Raw genomic sequence first — 17,746 nt, forward strand, 5'->3', positions numbered from 1 at the left:
CCCAAATATCCAATACTCATGAATAATTTGGACATAAAACGCGATCGCTGCACCAAAGCTCACTCACGCCGCTGCCGATCTTGATGTCCTGAAGGGCTGCGGCCGTCTTTTGCTGTTGCAGAAACTGCAATCGCTCAACGATGCGCCGTTTCAGATCCATCAGCATCGCTGCATCCAGACGCGCAATTGCCCGGTAAAATGGCACCGCCAACCAATCTGCTCCGGTTACCCTCCGCACCCTTCGCGGAGCCTCAATATTGACTCTATTATTACATTGAAAAATATAGCCGTTTTCGGAGAAACTAAAACTAAGAAGGCTTTAGTTTTCGTCTGGCTGACAACTAATATCCACTATTGAGAGGAGCATTTGCTGCGAGAGAAGGTTCCGATGCAACAGCGTTAGCGAAACCTTTTTACATTTTCGATGCTACCCTAATTTGGTTAAGAAAACCATCCCCTAAGGGTAGGATGCCCCGACAACCAACAGGCTCATATAGTTGCGCCAGCCTTCTAGACAGCCCTGCCCCGCACTATCGAAATCGGCAAATAAAAAAGAACTCGGCATTAGAATCGGTAACGAGTCGAGCATAACTCGGCTTCTCCCTTCTGTAAAAGAGGTTCTTTGGACCTTTTTTCGAGAAGCGCCCCCTCGCCCTCGCAGTACGACCATTAGAACGCGTTGCACGCGCTTCCGTCACGCTACTTCAATTTCGTAACTCGTGCGACTTCCTACAAATGAGAGCTGCATCGTGAGCTCGAGCCAGTATGCTGCTACAAAGTTGTACTGGCGTACGATGCGCAAGCAACCCGCATAGTTGGCTGTCCAAAGCTGATCTCTAGCCAGGTAGACTGTTGCATACGCTGCAGTTGAAGACTGAGAGCAAGCTTCAGCTTACATCACGCGAAAAAGCACAGCGCACGTGATAACGCATCGGGCTTCATTTCGCTGACAATTGACGTCTGAACCCTATCTTCATATCCGAACCGTCTCGACCTCTTACGGGACCGAAACAATACAGCGGCCATTTTTCAGAGACTGAGGCTATGACCGCCATCATTTCGGTATCGCAATGATGGCCGCGAATGCACTTTCTGAGAATCAGTTCAGACACCATCCTCCACTGGAAAAAGATCTCATTCTCTTGTTGAAACAGACTCTTCTCGATTGAAATTCCTGTAGAAACAAAGCTGCTGCATTTTAGACGGCCGTCTATTTTCCATAAAACGACACAAAAACAAATAGATAGAGCATCATTCGTCGAATCGATAAAATTTTGTTTAATTTTAATGCTGGCACTAACTCTTTGTTAATTAGCCTACCTCTTGCAGTAGAATAAGAATCGGACATAATGACGGTATTTAGGCGGTATCAGTTCCAGTGCCGTCACTAGGGATCCCAAGTAATGAATACCGCAAATTCAGCAGCAGCTTTGTCGTTTGACGACATGATACTATCGCAAGGGCGCGAGATTTCTCGCAAGCTCAATCTGCTGCGTCACGAAAACTTTCCGCCGGATGCACGCAAGAGCATGCTGCGTCAGTTTTCTATGGCCGAGGCTGCATATTTCCTTGGTGTCTCTCCTAGCAATCTCAAGAAACTACATCTGGAAGGCAAAGGCGTCGAGCCTACAATTCTGTCAGGCGGTCGCCGAGCTTATAGTGTCGAACAGATCCAGGAACTGCGCCAGTGGCTCGATCAGAATGGCCGCGCCGAGGTAAAGCGCTACGTTCCGCATCGTCGCGGCAATGAAAAACTTCAGATCATTGGAGTCGTCAACTTCAAGGGCGGGTCCGGTAAAACTACGACGGCTGCGCATCTGGCACAACATATGGCCCTGACAGGCCATCGCGTGCTTGCAATCGATCTCGATCCGCAAGCTTCACTTTCGGCTCTCCATGGTATTCAGCCAGAACTCGACGATTTTCCGTCTCTGTATGAAGCAATTCGTTACGATTCCGAAAAGAAGCCTATTCGTGAAGTTATTCGGCGGACTAATTTCCCGGGACTTGATATTATTCCGGCGATGCTGGAGTTGCAGGAATATGAGTATGATACGCCGCTTGCTATGCAAAATGGCGGTGAGGGGAAAACATTCTGGAACCGTATCGCCCAGGCTCTGTCTGACGTCGACAGCGATTATGATGTCGTAGTTATCGACTGCCCTCCCCAGCTCGGCTATCTCACCCTCACGGCACTCTCGGCGGCAACCTCAGTGCTCATTACCGTCCATCCGCAGATGCTCGATCTTATGTCGATGTCACAGTTTCTGCTCATGCTCGGCGATATTCTGAAAACAGTTCGCCAGGCGGGCGGCGCAGTGCAACTCGATTGGTTTCGTTATCTGATCACTCGCTACGAGCCAACCGACGTTCCCCAAGCACAGATGGTCGGCTTCATGCAGAGTATGCTCGCCTCGCATATGCTGAAGCACCAGATGCTGAAATCAACTGCGATATCGGATGCTGGCCTTACTAAGCAAACGCTTTATGAGGTCGATCGTTCATCGATGAATCGCGGTACCTATGATCGCGCCATGGAAGCCATGGAAGCGGTCAATGCTGAAATTCGCAGCCTCATTCACGAGGCATGGGGGCGCTAGACTGCCGTCTAAAGCGGCGAATATTGAATAAAATCAGGTCTCTGACCGGTTGAGGACGAGAGAATGGCAAGAAAGAACATATTCGAAAGCGTTATGCGGGACGAACCGGCGGCCGAACAGACCTCACAGCCGGTCGACAACGTATCGCGTCGGTTCGGTGCCGCCAAGTCTCTTTCCGCATCAATTGACGAACTGGCAAAGCAGGCTGCTCAGAAGCTTGATGGTGAAACAATTGTCGAGCTTGATCCAAATGATCTTGATGCTTCCTTCGTGGCTGATCGTTTGCCTGATGCAAGTGACGAAGATTATCTGGAGCTTCTGGAAGCCATTCGCGAGCGCGGTCAGGACACCCCTATTCTAGTTCGTCCGCATCCCGAGACCAGTAACCGCTATATGATCGTCTTTGGTCATCGCCGAGCACGGGTTGCCAGAGAACTTGGTCTCAAGGTTAAGGCCGTCATCAAGCCTCTCGCCAATTTGGAACATATTCTCAGCCAAGGTCAGGAAAACTCTGCACGTGCAAATCTGAGCTTCATCGAGCGCGTTTTCTTTGCAGCTCGCCTTGAAATGCTCGGCTTCGAACGTAACGCCATACAGGCGGCATTGACAGTCGATTATCAGACTCTATCGAAAATGCTGACCATTCCAAAAGCCATCCCCGAACACATTCTTCTGGCAATTGGACCAGCAAAAGGTATCGGACGTGACCGCTGGCTGGAACTGCGCAAGCTGATCGAGATTCCAGGCAAAAAGGATGCTGCAGAAGAGCTTCTGGCGACGCAGGCATTTGAAAATGCGTCGTCAGGTGACCGTTTTGAACAGCTTTACGGCTATCTGAAAGGCGGAAAGCAGAAGAAGCCTGTCACCAAAGCAGCTTTGCGTCCCGGAGCCAACTGGACGGCCTCGGACAAGTCGGTCAGCGCTATTATCAAACAGAATGGCAAATCAGCTACATTGGCGCTTGGTGCAGCCAACGGACCTCGTTTTGCCGATTGGATTTCTCGCAATCTGGACCAGCTTTATGCGTCGTTTCAGAATGAGGAGAAGTAAGTGAGTAAGCGTCGGGGCCAAAAGCTTTTGCTGCGGTTCAATTGTGTAACCCTAATTCCGAAAGAGTAATCAAAGTCGGAATTAAGACATGCGTAAAAACAAATAGTAAGCGTATTTGCGTCGAAACTGTTCAGGAAGAGGAACGAGACAGCAAAAGAAAAGGCCCCCAAACGTCGCCGTGTGGAAGCCCTTCTCATTGGTTTAGCAGCTAGAGAATCGCAAATCCACGAATCACTGTCAAGTGTAATTAGCGTCATTTTGGCGGGTTGATTTCTTTTGCCTTGTGGAAGGTGAAGGAAAATGGAGATTCAGTTAGCCTCGACGCCGTTTGGCAGTCGATCGATGACGCTTGCCTTGTTGGCAAGTCAACAGAAGACAAAACAGATTGCGCCGGGAACAGTTGTCGATAAATGGCAGCTGCATCGCTGGTTATGTGAAGCAAAGGCCTGTTTCGGTCTGAATGACCGTTCTCTCGCGGTTCTTTCCGCGCTGATGTCGTTCTATCCGGAAACAGAGCTGAATGAACAAAGCAGCTTGATCGTATTCCCGTCAAATAAACAACTGGCACTACGCGCCCACGGAATGGCGGACGCCACCCTGCGCCGTCACCTGGCAGCACTGGTCGATGCTGGTTTTATTCACCGTCAGGATAGCCCAAATGGTAAACGCTATGCGCGCCGTGCCAAGGGTGGAGAAGTGCAAATCGCGTTCGGTTTCTCACTGGCACCGCTCTTGATGCGTGCTTCCGAACTAGAAACAGCTGCCGAACAGGTGAGGGCTGAGAAGTCCGCATTACGCGAAATGCGTGAACGTCTGACATTGCTGCGCCGCGATATTACAAAGCTCATCGATTTTGCCGCTCAGGAGAAGCTTGCCGGAGACTGGCGCGACATTAATCATCGCTTCCGCTCCATTGTAGACAGCATTCCGCGCCGTACTGACCGTGAAGAGCTCGCCATGCTCATTGAAGCAATGTGGAATATTCGTGTAAATATCGATAACACATTGAAACTTCATGAAAATATTCAAATTTTGAGCGGCAATGAATCTCAAAATGAGCGGCAGCAAATTGAATCAAAACCAGATTCCCATCTTGAAAAGGCAACATCTGAATTTATCGACCAGCGCGTAACTGAAATCACCAGCGCCCCAGTTGAAACTCTCGTCTCGCTCGACATGGTGCTTCGTTCATGTCCGGAAATCACCACTTATGCGATCTCATCTATCCGACACTGGCAGGATTTATCCGATACGGCAGAGAAAGTGCGTGCCTTCCTCGGAATAGATAGAAAGCTCTACGATCTTGCAAAGAAAACACTCGGAACACATAACGCGTCGATTGTGATCGCCTATATCTTGCAACGGTATGAACAAATCCACTCCGCTGGAGGGTATCTTCGAATTCTCATCGAAAAGGCGGCTACTGGTGCATTCACTATCAGGCCTATGTTAATGGCCGCTTTAAACATGCAGAACCGATGACAGTAATCGACGCCTTGTTATGTGGTTGAACGACGAAATGCAGCCGCGCTGCTGCGGACAAGAAGCGTACCAATCGAGCTTGGATATCTCAAACCGCAGAACACCACGACCTGGATGATGGCTTTGCGATTAAGGACACTACGCCGTGTGGACGAATTGACTCAGGTATAAGTTTTCCGGTTCCAGACTTTCTCTCGACGTGATTCACATATTGCTGACGTGATTTGGAGGTCAGTAATGTGCACCAAGATGACAGAAAATGACTATGAACTGGCACTTGAGGTTTTTCGGACTTGTCTGCCAGCCGTTGGCGCGAAAGCTAAAAATGACCGCCTATTCCTTGAGGCGTTGCATTATTTCACCCTTCACAACATCTCATGGCGGGCTTTGCCTGAGCGGTTTGGTAACTGGAACAGCGTATGGAAGCGTTTTGACCGTTTAGGTAAAGCAGGTGTTTTCGAGGACTATTTTTCCATTTTGGCTGGGCTTGATGAAAGCGCTCATCTTATCGCTATGTTCGACAGCACCGTCATTCGCGCCCATGTATCTGCAGCAGGCGCTAAAGGGGGCAGGAAGGTCAAGCGCTCGGCCGGTCTCGTGGAGGGTTCGGAACCAAAATCCATCTGAAAACCGACCGAAATGGTCAGCCCCTTGGCTTTGAACTGACCGGAGGCGAAGCCTCCGATAGCAAACAGTTTGAAAGCCTCATGGACACGGGCCCTCAAGTCAGGCACCGCGCTATCATTGCTGACAAAGGCTATGATAGCGACGTTAATCGAGAGATTGCGCGAAAGGCTGGCGCTATCCCTGTGATCCCCTACAGATCAAACAGGCGTAATATTCCGAAGCATTTTGCCACGGCGCTTTATCGAGGTCGCGCACGTATCGAACAAATGATGGGGAAGCTCAAACGGTTCAAACGTGTCGCATTACGCTGCGAGGAAACAGCAAGAAACTTCCGATCCATCGTCGCAATCGATTCTGCTTTCATCTTAATCAAATCCGTCCACACGGCCTAGGTTATCCGACAATGTAGCGGAAGCGTATCTCTCCATGGGCCTTGGTGCCGAATTGCATAAGTCATGCGTCTTTATCGTTGCACTTAAATCTTAGCCCCACACCTACATTTCGATTTGCCGGGAGGCTTTGCCAGATGCCAATGAAGTTTACGAAGACGCAACTTCTGCCCGCTTTGACCTGCCACTAAGAATTTCCTCCAGATTGGATTAGAGTTCGGCCCATTGAGGACGGACTTATGAAGAAGCAGAGATTTACGGAAGAGCAGATCATTGGGGTGTTGAAGGAGCAGGAGGCGGGCGTTAAGGCCGCTGATCTTTGCCGCAAGCACGGGATTTCCGAGGCGACCTTTTACAACTGGAAGGCCAAATACGGCGGCATGGAAGTGTCGGAGGCCAAGCGTCTGAAGGCGCTTGAGGACGAGAATGCCAAGCTGAAGAAGTTGCTGGCCGAGCAGATGCTGGATGTTGCCGCTCTTCGTGAGCTTCTCGGAAAAAAATGGTAGGGCCTGCCGCAAAGCGTGACGCCGTTGCACATCTGAAGGATATATTGGGTCTTTCGGAGCGGCGGGCCTGCCAGATTGTGTCGGCTGATCGCAAGATGATCCGCTATCGGTCCTGCCGACCGCCGGAGGTCGAATTGCGAGCAAAGTTGCGCGATCTGGCCAACGAGCGACGACGGTTCGGCTACCGACGGCTGTTCATTCTGCTTCGGCGAGACGGAGAGCCTTCCGGGGTTAATCGCATCTATCGGCTGTATCGCGAGGAAGGTCTTTCCGTGCGCAAGCGGAAAGCCAGGCGTCGTGCTGTTGGCACGCGTGCCCCGATCCTCGTCGAAGCAAAGGCGAATGCTCGCTGGTCGCTGGATTTCGTCCACGATCAGTTCACCTGCGGCAGACGCTTCCGCATCCTCAATGTGGTTGACGACGTCACACGTGAATGCCTGGCGGCGATCCCGGACACATCTATCTCCGGTCGCCGTGTCGCGAGGGAGCTGACGACGCTTGTCGAGCGAAGAGGCAAGCCCGGCATGATTGTTTCAGACAACGGGACCGAACTGACCTCAAATGCCATCCTCGCCTGGTCGAAGGATCACAAGGTCGAGTGGCACTACATCGCGCCGGGAAGACCGATGCAAAACGGTTATGTCGAGAGTTTCAATGGCCGCATGCGCGACGAGTTACTCAACGAGAGCCTGTTCTTTGGTCTCGATCATGCCCGGAGCGCCATTGCCGAATGGGCCGACGATTACAACAATTTCCGGCCCCACTCATCGCTCGGATACCAGACCCCGGCAGATTATGCAGGGATCATCGCCGCAACCGGCTCCAACGCTACGCAATTTGGAAGCTTCGCGTTTCCGCCGGTTGCTCCCATCACGCCATGTGGCGTATCAAAAACCGCCGAGGCTCTAATCGCAGCCGGATGAAACTTCAGTGGCAGGTCAGCTTGTCAGAAACGAATACAGCTGCCTCCAAAGAGGATCATCAAGAGCCAGTGCCAACTAGTCGGTTTCCAGATCCCAACTAACTACCGGATAAAAAAACAAAAGGCAGTTCTGCAATAGGATGTGCTCGAAAGCTTCCAGTCTCTTTCTGGCCCAATTCAGATCGCAGGCAATGGGCTGTCGCAGGTTTGATCATCTTTCAAGGTGAGACGACCGCGTTCAGCCAGGCAAGAACCAAAATTTTAACTCTTGATCTAAATCCCAAACAGCTATCTCGTTGGTTAGTGGGTATGCAAATTAGGCATACCGTAAAGCATACTTTCGATTTCTATTTTCGACATCGCGGACGTATGACGAAGTATCATTCATCTGCAAGGTGCACTAAGCGAAAATTGGGTATAAATCGATGGCGTATATAACGGCAGAAATAAGACCTTCAAAAGTATATCATGGATATGATAAAGATAGGAAACCTGTTGTCGATGATTTAGACGGAGGTGATTTTGTAAGTAAACTTATCAAGGTTTCTAGGATTCTTTCTGTTACTGAAATTTATATTTTTATTGATTGCCCTCATAACACAGTGCAGACCTGGGAATATAAAGGAACGCTAGAGGAATTCAGGTTGAAACTGCGACGAGCAGGTGTCCCGGCGGAATAGGCGTTTGGAATTCATGCTCGAATGCATTTGAACCTAAAAATCGCGAAATTCCGACCCAGTTGGTGGTTGAGCCGCGTCTTTCGGGACTCCTCCGCTTGATGATCACAAAAGCCTGAAACCGAAGACGCCTGGAGACAGGCTTCTCTTGCAGTGGATATGGGAAAATGAAAATCACGTCCGTCAACGTTTACTATGTGCGTGGACAGGGCTTGAAGCCGGTTCTGGTGCAAATTCACACAGATGAAGGCATATCAGGATTAGGCGAGGCCGCTATTTCATATGGAAGCGGAGGTACAGCCGCAGCTGGCATGATTACAGAACTCAGCGAACGGTTTTTGCTGGGGGGTGATCCGCTGACCATCAACCGGATCGTTTCGGATATATATGACCAGGCGTTCTGGCTAAAGAATCCCGGCGGAATAGCATGTGCAGGGATGAGCGCCATTGAGCAAGCCTTATGGGATATTCGAGCCAAAGCATTGAATGTACCGGTATACGAACTTTTTGGCGGGAAAATTCGCGATGAATTGAACTATTATGCGAACGGTTGGTACTTCGGAGCCAAATCTAAGTTAGATCTGATCAAGAAAGCTGCTGATGCAGTCGACGATGGTCATCATGCCCTGAAAATGTATCCGCTGGCACAGATACAGCCGAACGGAACGTTGCGACATCCACGTGGACGATATTCTGACAATTTCGACGCAGTTACTGCTGGAATCGAGTTAGTGCGCGATGTGCGAAAAGCGGTGGGACCAGATATCAGACTAATGCTTGACTTCGGTGGTGGAATTTCTGTCGCAGATACTGTGCGGTTTTGCGAGCGCACGAAAGAATACGATATCGAGTTTGTGGAGGAAATCACTGATCCGGGTGACCTCGGTGCCTTGTCTCAAGTCGCTCCATCAATTGATATTCCGATTGCGGCCGGGGAACGGCACTATCTCAGACAGGGGTTCCGTGACCTTCTTGAGAAGCGCGTGATCAGTATATTACAGCCGGACATAGGCAATGCGGGAGGTTTTGCTGAGGTTCATAAAATTGCGGCTATGGCTGACGCTTACGGGTTGAAGGTTCAACCGCATGTGTGTGGAAGTTCTGTTGCAGCCAACATCGCAACCCATCTGAGCGCATGCTTGCCCAATTTTTATATTCAGGAACATTTCCCTTACTGGGCTGACATACCCGGATATATCGAAGTGGCTACCGTATCCTTTGACGCAAAGGCCAGGAATGGAAGTCTTCCGGTCTCCCAACAGATTGGGTTCGGAGTTGAACTGAATGAAGCAATAATGAAGGAACATATTTGGGCGGTTATCGGTTAAACGCCGTCAAACTGCATACTGACGGGCAAGGTGCGATCTGCTGTCGTTGAGTTGGCTGCAGGAACCAAGCTTTTAGCGTGGTTGTTGCCGCTATTTTCGTTTGCCCTTGGCACTGTTGTAGGCGAGTGTGTGCCGCAACTAAAATGTCGGGATGATATCTGATGAAAAAGCCAGGAAAACAGAACTGGGAAGTAGGGATGAACCTCATCTACTTTTCAGCCTTCCGGGCAGTGATGTTAACTGGAACGGTGAGTGCGGCTGCCGAACTTATCGGGAGAAGTCAGCCCGCCGTCAGCCGGCTTCTGAATAAGCTTGAGACCGAATTGGGTGTCACTCTATTTGAGCGAAGAAAAGGACTGATTACGCCGACATCGGTTGCGCACCTTCTTCTGGATGAAATCGATCGAGCCTATACGTCTCTCGATTCTCTGAGAAATTTTGCGGCAACGGTTGCTGAAGGTGAGACCAGTCGCGTTACTGCCGCTGTTATGCCAGCCCTTGGGATAAGTTTCATGCCCCAGGCACTAAAGAAGTTTAAAGCCAACTGGCCCCAGACACGTGTTCAGCTGAATATACGTCTTTCTGCCAAGATCGAAGAGTGGGCTGCGTCACAGCAACTAGATTTCGGTCTCGCTGAACTCCCATTCCGCAGATCCGGCTTCCAAACAGAAGTTTTCAGCGATGCTCCATATATTGCTGCGGTGCCATGTGACCATCATCTAGCCAACCGTGACAAAATTGAACCTCCGGATCTTCGGAACGTGCCATTTGTTTCGTTCGCCTCATTCACCGCTGCCGGCCCGATCATTACACAAGCGTTCCGCGCGTCGGGTGAAAAACTCGACCCAGCTTATGAAACGACAATTTCTGCTGCCGCATACGAATTTGCCAAAATTGGACTGGGCGTCGCGCTAATAGACCCTTACACAGCCATTCACCAATTGGATGAGCGTGTAAAATTGGTGCCATTCCTGCCGAAAATACCCTTCAACGTGGCGCTACTTCGTCCCTATTCCCGTCCACAAAGTCGCGTGTCGGGAGCACTTCTCGACCTTTTGTTCAGCGAACGAGACGCAGTGTTGGCGAAGTTGCCGCATTTTTAACTGACAAGAATTGTTAAGTGTCAGGAATTTCCCCGTTCCTAAATCATTATGCATTTACCGCATAATGGAGGCCGATTTTTCTATTTTGAGCATTCCGAATTAGCTGATGTACTCGCCGGATGCAGAGGAGGGGAACAGCTAAATGAACATGGAGACTGCGCGGGCCCAAAGTTATGACGTGATCGTCATAGGTGGCGGTATAAACGGTACCAGCGCTGTCCGCGAACTCTGCGCCGCTGGCTATAAGGTTCTGCTTGTCGAAAAGGGTGATTTCGCAAATGGCGCATCGAGCAGGTCGTCCAGAATATTGCACTGTGGTCTCAGATACTTTGAGACCAAGCAGCCGGTCCGCACTTTCGCATTGTCACCTTATAAGTTGAAGAATGCGGTTTCCATGGCTCGTGATGCAATGAACGCACGAGAAGAACTGGTGCGCCTCCGGCCGGAACGATGCAAGCCCTTTAAAATGTGCTTTCCCTTATACGAAGCGGATGACTTGCGTGGATGGCACCTGGATATTGGATTTTCGCTCTTGAAGCGCCTCGGATCGGGCCGTCTGCCACTGGAGTACCAACGGCATAAGCGCAACTTTGACACCTCTGTGCCGCTAGCAAAGGATCTACGTGATCGAAATCAACTGCGGTCTATAGCGACTTACCGCGAATATATAATTGACTGGCCTGATAGGCTTTGCGTCGATGCAGTTATTGAAGCTGAAGAACTCGGCGCTGACATTCGTTTGTACACTAGCGCCAGCATTAGGGAAAAAAACACTGAGGGTTTTTGGCAGGTTGATCTTAGCTCTGCAGATCGTGAAACAAGCAGTGTATTTGCACCGATCATTCTCAATCTAGCAGGAACATGGATAGACGACCTTCTAAAGCCCGTGTTCAAAGGAGAGAACGATCGTCTAATTCATGGGACGAAGGGCGCCCATATCGTTGTTCGCTTGCCTGAATATTACCATGGGCACGGGGTGGCGGCGCTCAACAGATTGGGGATGCCCATTTATTGTCTGCCGTTCAAGGATGAACTTTATCATATTGGCCCGACGGAAACCTATTTCGAATCTGATGCCAGTAACGTCAGCGCAGATGACGACGATATCGATTTTCTACTCGATGAAATCAATTTTCTTCTCCCCGCTCTCAACCTGACGAGGCGGAATGTCGAATTTACCTGGGCTGGTGTGCGACCGTTGACCTTCAATCCCCAAAACCCCGACGGCGACAGAGTTAGGCAAATCCATGATTTGAAGGGAAGGGGCTACCCGGGAATTTTTGCGATGACAGCCGGGCCGGTCATGAGCCACCTGAGCGCAGGAAGAGAGCTCCTGGCCACGGTAGATGCAAACATTCCTGTACGGCGCCATCGGCAAAAATGCCAAATGCAACGCACGCATGCGCCGCTAGGCACGGATGCGAGCACACCATCGTTTCGACACTACGTATCGCACGAACACGCCCATGATCTGAGAGGTATCTTCTATACACGCAGCGGCATCGGTTGGGGGCGGCACATAGACCGGGCCACTGCCACACATGCAGCCAATGAAATTGCCGATCTGCTAGGATGGGAGCCCGAACAGATTGAGCGGGAAGTAGACAGGTTTCTTCAATTCCAACGGGAAATTCACCGTTCGGGAGAACCTGCAAAATCATAACGAAACAAAAAAGAGGAGTGAACTGAAATGGGTATGCGCAGACATCAAAATCTTGCTTTGGTGGCAGTTTCCACGCTTTCTATGGCGATTTCGCTTTTTGCAAGTCAAGCTCATGCCGAAGGCGAGCGGTTGAAGGAAATCCTGGAGCGCGGTACTCTCCGTGTTGGTTTGCAAGGGGCGTTTAAGCCCTGGTCTTTTCCAGGCGCAGACGGCAATCTTCAAGGCATCGAAGTTGATCTCGCCAAAAGCGTCTCGGATGCACTAGGTGTCAAACTCGAGCCTGTCATTATTACGTCTGCAAACCGCATGCAGTTCCTCCAACAGAACCGGATCGATCTAATTGTCGGTGGTATGTACGATACCGCGGAACGTCGCAAAGTCATTGGCATCATTGAACCTGCCTACTGGGCGTCGGGACCGACCTTGCTTGCCAAGAAAGGTGTCATCAAAAGTTGGGACGATATTGCGGGAAAGCCAGTGTGCGGAAAGCAGGGAAACTATTATAATCAACAAGTCGAACGGCAATTGAAAGCTAAGCTGATTGCATTTACCGGAAATGCCGAAGGTAAGGAAGCCCTGCGCGCCGGACGTTGTATTGCCTGGGTCTACGATGACGTCAGCATTATGGCTGATCTGGAGACACCGGAGTGGCAGGATTACGAGATGCCAGTTCAAGCACTCTATAACAACCCTTGGGCTGCAGCTGTCCCTCTTGAAGAACGTGATAAGGGCTGGGGCGTGTTCATGGCGGGCATGGCATACCGTTGGCAAGCTGATGGTACGCTCATTGAACTTGCCAAGAAATGGAAAGTTGCACCGTCTGAATGGTTCACTGAGCAAAATAAGAAACTCCATTGGGATACCGCTTACCTCGAGCCAAAAGAATGAGGCTCGTACTTTCTGATCAGCAGTAGCTCGGAGTGATGATGATCGAATATATATCAAGTTTCTTCCGCAATCTGAACGAGACTGCGGGCTTGAACTTTATTGTCTTCTATGACGACTACGAGTTCAGCCGCTTTCTCGAAGGAGCGTTGATTTCACTGCGGCTCATGGCATTTTCCATCTTGTTATCGCTAGTGATCGGCGTTTTAGGAGCTTGGGCACAAACGTCAAAAAATGCGATTATTCGCGTGGCGGTCGATGCCTATATCCAGGCGTTTCGAAATACACCTCCGATGATCCAGCTTTTGTTTTTCTATTTCGGTCTGGGTGCGTTCACGCCGGCCGTGGATATGGGGGGATATTATGAGCCTATCATTTCTTCCTTTGGGTGGGCAGTAATCTCGCTCGGTATCTTTGGCGGGGCGTTCAACGTCGAGATATTCCGGGCAGGCCTGGAAGCCGTTCCTGAAACAACAAAAGAGGCCGCTGAAAGCCTCAGCTTTTCGAACTGGCAAATCTATATGTATGTAACACTCCCACTGGCTTTTCGGATTAGCCTGCCAGCGTTGACGAATAATCTGGTGAGCTTGGCCAAAACAACTTCGCTCGCCTATGTTATCGCCGTTCCAGAGATGACCTATGTCCTCAATCAGGTTTGGTCGGACAACATCAACGTCCCTGAAATGATTCTCGTGCTTTTCCTTTTCTATGTGGCCGTTGTGAGTATTCTGGCCTGGTTCCTGCATACACTCGAGCGCCGTTTGGCACTTCCGGGGTATGGACATGAATAGGCGCGCTTTCACAATCGTTCCTTCGCAATATGGAGTAGCGGCCTTTTCTACCGCGTTTTCTTTGCGATACGGAATTATTCTCTTCGCAGTGTTTTTCGGGTCGCTGTGCATCGCTTATGCACAAACAACGAATGCCGAAACGCCAACAGCAGTCGAGACACTTTTCGGTTGGATTCCCTTTATCTTGCGTGGCTTTTTGCTGAACCTCTATATGAGTTTTCTAGCGATGGCTTTGGCGACAGTTCTCGGAATCTTTCTGGGTCTGATGCAGATCAGTTTGTTCAGGCCGGTAAGCACCGTGGCCCGTCTGGTAACGCATCTGCTTAGAAACTCGCCTTGGCTCGTTATTCTCTTTATCACCATGTACATGATGCCTGAGGATTTTCGTCTACCGGGCGGGATTGTAATACCGTTCCCGGGTTGGATGAAAGCAACGGTCGCTTTCGCACTTCCAGTAATGGGTAACATAAGCGAGATCGTCCGCGGCGCGGTTCGTTCCATTCCGTCAGGACAATGGGAATCGGCCGAAAGTCTTGGGTTTACCCGTGTTCAAACGCTTTGGAATATCATTCTGCCGCAGAGTTTCCGGCGTTCAATTCCGCCTTGGATGAACTGGTATGCGCTTCTCACTCTCTCTACTCCGATGGCATCGATTTTCAGCGTAAGAGAGTCTGTTGCCAATGCGCAGGCTGCAATGGAAGCGTCTGGCGGACGGCCGGAGTTTCTCTTTCCGTTCTACCTGTTCTTACTCTGTTTGTTCTTCGCGTACATCTATCCAATCGCGCTCCTGACAAGGAAACTGGAGAAAAGATATGCTGCCTAAAAAGAACATCGATGCGCGCCCTCTGGTTTCTTTAAAGGACGTGCACAAGGCATATGGCGATCTGGAAGTTATCAAGGGGATCAGCCTTGACGTTCGAAAAGGTGAGGTGATCTGCATCATAGGCCCGTCTGGATCGGGTAAATCCACTCTTATTCGTTGCATCAATGGTCTAAGCCCAGTGCAAAAGGGATCGATAATCGTTGACGGACAGGAGGTGAATGACCCGAAGCTCGACAAACTCGCATTGCGGCGAAAAGTTGGAATAGTCTTTCAGCAGTACAATCTGTTTCCGCATAAGACAGTCTTGCAGAACGTGATGATGGCACCGATCAAGGTTCTGCGCGAGCCGAAACAGGAAGTTGAGGAACGAGCGCGCTCCTTGATTGCAAAAGTTCGGCTTACCGGCAAGGAAAACCAGTATCCGGGTCAGTTGTCAGGTGGCCAGCAGCAACGTGTGGCCATCGCGCGAAGTCTGGCCATGCGTCCTGACGTTATGCTTTTCGACGAAGTTACCGCAGCGCTCGATCCCGAGACTGTTAAGGAAGTGTTGGCGACTATAAAAGAACTCGCGTCCGACGGGATGACTTGTATTCTGGTTACCCATGAAATGGGCTTTGCACGCGAAGTGGCCGATCACATATACTTCACAGATCGAGGCGTTATCGTAGAACATGCACCGCCGAAAGAGTTCTTTACCTCAGCAAAGGATCCTCGGACCCAACAGTTCTTAAGTCAGATATTCTAAGCTTAAAACGACACGACAATCATCAGTAGCATCTGGAACATACCAAGCCGACCGCTTGGTGTGAACGGGGTTCTATTAGCTAAAGGGAAAAGCGATGTACCAGCAAGCCTCCAACAGTGTCAAAAATGACCCACTGCTACAGCCGCTGAAACTCAAGCACCTTGAACTTCGCAACCGCATCATGAGCACCAGCCATGCGTGCGGACTGGAAGTCAATGGAATGCCGCTTGAAGCTTATCAACGATATCACGAAGAAAAGGCCAAGGGCGGAATAGCGTTGTCGATGTTCGGTGGATCGTCCAATATTGATATCGATTCCCCGAATGTTTTTCGACAATTGAATGTGGGAACAGACGACATCATTCCTCATTTTCAACAATTTGCCGAGCGTATGCACCGCCACGGTGCAGCGCTCATGTGCCAGATCACCCATCTGGGCCGGCGCGGGGAAAGCTATGGTGGCGACAGGTTGGCGATGATTGCGCCATCCCCCCTCCGGGAGACGCTTCATCGTAGTATACCCAGAGAAATGGATGAGAACGATATTAATCGTGTTGTGAAGGCATTTGCCACGGCGGCACTGCGATGTAAGGAGGGAGGACTGGACGGCATCGAGACCCATGCCGGTGGGCACATGATCGGACAATTCCTGTCACCGATTTCAAACCGCAGAACCGATCACTTCGGTGGATCGCTTGAAAACCGTATGCGCTTTCCGCTGATGGTGCATGAGGCGATCAGGAAGGCCGTAGGCGATGATTTCGTCGTTGGTATTCGCATGGCCGTCGATGAGGGGCCCGATGGCGGGATGGGTTTTGAGGAATCCCTGAAAGTCGCGCAGGCACTTCGCGATATTGGCGGGATCGATTTCTTCAATGCGATCTACGGCATGATGGACACGACCCGTGGACTTGCCGAAGACGCTATGCCTGGAATGGGATCGCCACTCGCACCGTGGGTCGAGCCGGTTGGGCGCTTCCGCCAAGAACTCGACATTCCGGTATTCCATGCTGCGCGCATTTCGGATGCGGCTTCCGCGCGATACGCTATCCGTGAAGGCAAAATGGATATGGCGGGCATGACAAGAGCACAGATCGCAGATCCATACCTTGCTAGTAAAATCGCGTCGGGACGTGAAAGCGAAATCCGGCCATGCGTAGGGGCCACGCATTGCCAGTCGCCGCATCGTCCTGCTTGCCTTCATAATCCGGCAACAGGAAGAGAGACGGTCCTGTCTCAAGTTTTTGCGAAAACAGAGAACGGCAAACGTAAAATCGTCGTGGTTGGCGGGGGGCCGGCAGGCCTTGAGGCTGCCAGAATATGCGCCGAACGTGGTCATGAGGTCTCGTTGTTTGAAGCGGCGTCCGATTTCGGCGGTCAGCTTCTTCTTGGGGCGAAAGGATCGTGGCGCGGTGATCTCATGGGCATCGTGGAGTGGCGGGTAGCCGAACTCCATCGTCTTGGCGTGTCGCTTCAAACAAACGCCTATCTCGATGAAAATGAGATCCGATCGCTGAACCCAGATGTTGTTTTGTTGGCAACGGGCGGCATGCCGCAAATCGATCTTCTGCATGGAAGCGATCTGTGCGTTTCGACCTGGGATATCCTTGCTGGCCAGTCCAAGCTATCGGGTGAAGTGCTGGTCGTCGATGGTACCGGACGACATCCAGCTCCCTTGGCAGCTGAGAAGGCGATTGATCTGGGCGCCAAGGTCCAGTTTGTCACGATTGATGCCCAAATCTGCGAAGAGCTGACTTATGCCGAACGGGTTCGCTGGAAAAAGCTCTTTCTAAAATTCGGTCTGTATCCCAAAACTGAAACGCGTTTGACGGCAGTCCATCGCCAGGACAATCGCTTGGTCGCAACGCTTGTGAACGACATTAACCGAGATACAGAAACGGTTGTGATTGATCATGTTGTTGTGGAGCAGGGGAGCGTGCCATCCAACGAAGTTTTTGAGGCTCTTCGATCCAGTTCTTCGAACAATGGTGTGACCGATCTGCGCACCATGGTTGACGCAAAGCCCCAACCTGTCCGCGACAGACCCGGGTTTGAGCTTCATCGGATAGGAGATGCTCTGGCCAGTCGGAACGTTCACTCCGCGATGTTGGACGCAATAAGAATATGCAGTCCGCTTTGAGGATTTTGAGCGCGT

Annotated in this window: 16 protein-coding genes; 15 read left to right on the plus strand and 1 reads right to left on the minus strand. The window is 50.8% G+C overall.

The window, feature by feature from the left end:
- Positions 1–16: 16 nt before the first annotated feature.
- Positions 17–166 (minus strand): hypothetical protein, encoded by a 150-nt coding sequence (locus CQZ93_RS26665; RefSeq protein ID WP_181153518.1) that lies wholly within the window; start codon positions 164–166, stop codon positions 17–19.
- Between the two features lie 1,237 nt (positions 167–1,403).
- On the opposite strand from CQZ93_RS26665, the gene repA reads away from it, so the two are divergent.
- The 15 genes from repA (at position 1,404) to CQZ93_RS15190 (ending at position 17,731) form a co-directional block, all read left to right on the plus strand.
- Complete coding sequence (gene repA / locus CQZ93_RS15125; RefSeq protein WP_105543487.1) at positions 1,404–2,600, plus strand: plasmid partitioning protein RepA; 1,197 nt, start codon at positions 1,404–1,406, stop codon at positions 2,598–2,600.
- A gap of 63 nt (positions 2,601–2,663) precedes the next feature.
- Entirely contained in the window at positions 2,664–3,650 is a 987-nt protein-coding gene (gene repB, locus CQZ93_RS15130; protein ID WP_105543488.1) for a plasmid partitioning protein RepB, read from the plus strand.
- 300 nt (positions 3,651–3,950) lie between these two features.
- The gene (repC, locus tag CQZ93_RS15135; protein ID WP_105543489.1) at positions 3,951–5,132 is read left to right on the plus strand and encodes a plasmid replication protein RepC; all 1,182 of its coding nucleotides are present in this window, start codon (positions 3,951–3,953) and stop codon (positions 5,130–5,132) included.
- Between the two features lie 237 nt (positions 5,133–5,369).
- Positions 5,370–5,759, plus strand: a complete 390-nt coding sequence (locus tag CQZ93_RS15140; protein WP_095444932.1) for a transposase — start codon at positions 5,370–5,372, stop codon at positions 5,757–5,759.
- Complete coding sequence (locus CQZ93_RS27265) at positions 5,756–6,151, plus strand: transposase (protein ID WP_350308596.1); 396 nt, start codon at positions 5,756–5,758, stop codon at positions 6,149–6,151. The genes CQZ93_RS15140 and CQZ93_RS27265 overlap by 4 nt, the downstream gene beginning before the upstream one ends.
- 236 nt (positions 6,152–6,387) lie before the next feature.
- Positions 6,388–7,577, plus strand: a protein-coding gene (locus CQZ93_RS15150; protein WP_105543491.1) for an IS3 family transposase whose coding sequence is annotated in 2 segments (ribosomal slippage) — positions 6,388–6,640 and positions 6,640–7,577 — 1,191 coding nt in all. Because the reading frame shifts where the segments join, the coding sequence is not laid out codon by codon here.
- 424 nt (positions 7,578–8,001) lie between these two features.
- Positions 8,002–8,256 carry a hypothetical protein gene (locus CQZ93_RS26380; RefSeq protein ID WP_146114452.1) on the plus strand — a complete coding sequence of 85 codons (255 nt, stop codon included), beginning with the start codon at positions 8,002–8,004 and terminating at the stop codon, positions 8,254–8,256.
- 164 nt (positions 8,257–8,420) lie between these two features.
- A complete protein-coding gene (locus CQZ93_RS15155) occupies positions 8,421–9,581 on the plus strand; it encodes a mandelate racemase/muconate lactonizing enzyme family protein (protein WP_105543492.1) in 1,161 nt (386 codons plus the stop codon).
- 161 nt (positions 9,582–9,742) lie between these two features.
- A complete protein-coding gene (locus CQZ93_RS15160) occupies positions 9,743–10,684 on the plus strand; it encodes a LysR substrate-binding domain-containing protein (RefSeq protein WP_286153663.1) in 942 nt (313 codons plus the stop codon).
- A gap of 142 nt (positions 10,685–10,826) precedes the next feature.
- Positions 10,827–12,347, plus strand: a complete 1,521-nt coding sequence (locus CQZ93_RS15165; protein ID WP_286153665.1) for an FAD-dependent oxidoreductase — start codon at positions 10,827–10,829, stop codon at positions 12,345–12,347.
- 27 nt (positions 12,348–12,374) lie between these two features.
- Positions 12,375–13,235, plus strand: a complete 861-nt coding sequence (locus CQZ93_RS15170) for a transporter substrate-binding domain-containing protein (RefSeq protein WP_339561727.1) — start codon at positions 12,375–12,377, stop codon at positions 13,233–13,235.
- A gap of 38 nt (positions 13,236–13,273) precedes the next feature.
- Positions 13,274–14,023 (plus strand): amino acid ABC transporter permease, encoded by a 750-nt coding sequence (locus CQZ93_RS15175; protein WP_105543494.1) that lies wholly within the window; start codon positions 13,274–13,276, stop codon positions 14,021–14,023.
- Positions 14,016–14,846 carry an amino acid ABC transporter permease gene (locus CQZ93_RS15180; RefSeq protein ID WP_105545157.1) on the plus strand — a complete coding sequence of 277 codons (831 nt, stop codon included), beginning with the start codon at positions 14,016–14,018 and terminating at the stop codon, positions 14,844–14,846. The genes CQZ93_RS15175 and CQZ93_RS15180 overlap by 8 nt, the downstream gene beginning before the upstream one ends.
- Positions 14,836–15,591, plus strand: coding sequence for an amino acid ABC transporter ATP-binding protein (locus CQZ93_RS15185; protein ID WP_105543495.1), 756 nt, complete (start codon positions 14,836–14,838; stop codon positions 15,589–15,591). Before CQZ93_RS15180 ends, CQZ93_RS15185 begins: the two co-directional genes overlap by 11 nt.
- 94 nt (positions 15,592–15,685) lie before the next feature.
- Positions 15,686–17,731: an NADH:flavin oxidoreductase gene (locus CQZ93_RS15190; RefSeq protein WP_105543496.1), complete on the plus strand. Its 2,046-nt coding sequence runs from the start codon at positions 15,686–15,688 to the stop codon at positions 17,729–17,731.
- The last annotated feature ends 15 nt before the right edge of the window (positions 17,732–17,746 follow it).

This window comes from Ochrobactrum vermis, from assembly GCF_002975205.1.
Taxonomy (GTDB): domain Bacteria; phylum Pseudomonadota; class Alphaproteobacteria; order Rhizobiales; family Rhizobiaceae; genus Brucella; species Brucella vermis.

Coding starts and splice junctions, on each gene's coding strand:
- repC (WP_105543489.1), top strand. CDS start 3,951: ATGGAGATTCAGTTAGCCTCGACGCCGTTTGGCAGTCGATCGATGACG.
- repA (WP_105543487.1), top strand. CDS start 1,404: ATGAATACCGCAAATTCAGCAGCAGCTTTGTCGTTTGACGACATGATA.
- CQZ93_RS15140 (WP_095444932.1), top strand. CDS start 5,370: ATGTGCACCAAGATGACAGAAAATGACTATGAACTGGCACTTGAGGTT.
- CQZ93_RS15180 (WP_105545157.1), top strand. CDS start 14,016: ATGAATAGGCGCGCTTTCACAATCGTTCCTTCGCAATATGGAGTAGCG.
- CQZ93_RS15175 (WP_105543494.1), top strand. CDS start 13,274: ATGATCGAATATATATCAAGTTTCTTCCGCAATCTGAACGAGACTGCG.
- CQZ93_RS15165 (WP_286153665.1), top strand. CDS start 10,827: ATGAACATGGAGACTGCGCGGGCCCAAAGTTATGACGTGATCGTCATA.
- CQZ93_RS15160 (WP_286153663.1), top strand. CDS start 9,743: ATGAAAAAGCCAGGAAAACAGAACTGGGAAGTAGGGATGAACCTCATC.
- CQZ93_RS26665 (WP_181153518.1), bottom strand. CDS start 166: ATGCTGATGGATCTGAAACGGCGCATCGTTGAGCGATTGCAGTTTCTG.
- CQZ93_RS15185 (WP_105543495.1), top strand. CDS start 14,836: ATGCTGCCTAAAAAGAACATCGATGCGCGCCCTCTGGTTTCTTTAAAG.
- CQZ93_RS15155 (WP_105543492.1), top strand. CDS start 8,421: ATGAAAATCACGTCCGTCAACGTTTACTATGTGCGTGGACAGGGCTTG.
- repB (WP_105543488.1), top strand. CDS start 2,664: ATGGCAAGAAAGAACATATTCGAAAGCGTTATGCGGGACGAACCGGCG.
- CQZ93_RS26380 (WP_146114452.1), top strand. CDS start 8,002: ATGGCGTATATAACGGCAGAAATAAGACCTTCAAAAGTATATCATGGA.
- CQZ93_RS15170 (WP_339561727.1), top strand. CDS start 12,375: ATGGGTATGCGCAGACATCAAAATCTTGCTTTGGTGGCAGTTTCCACG.
- CQZ93_RS15190 (WP_105543496.1), top strand. CDS start 15,686: ATGTACCAGCAAGCCTCCAACAGTGTCAAAAATGACCCACTGCTACAG.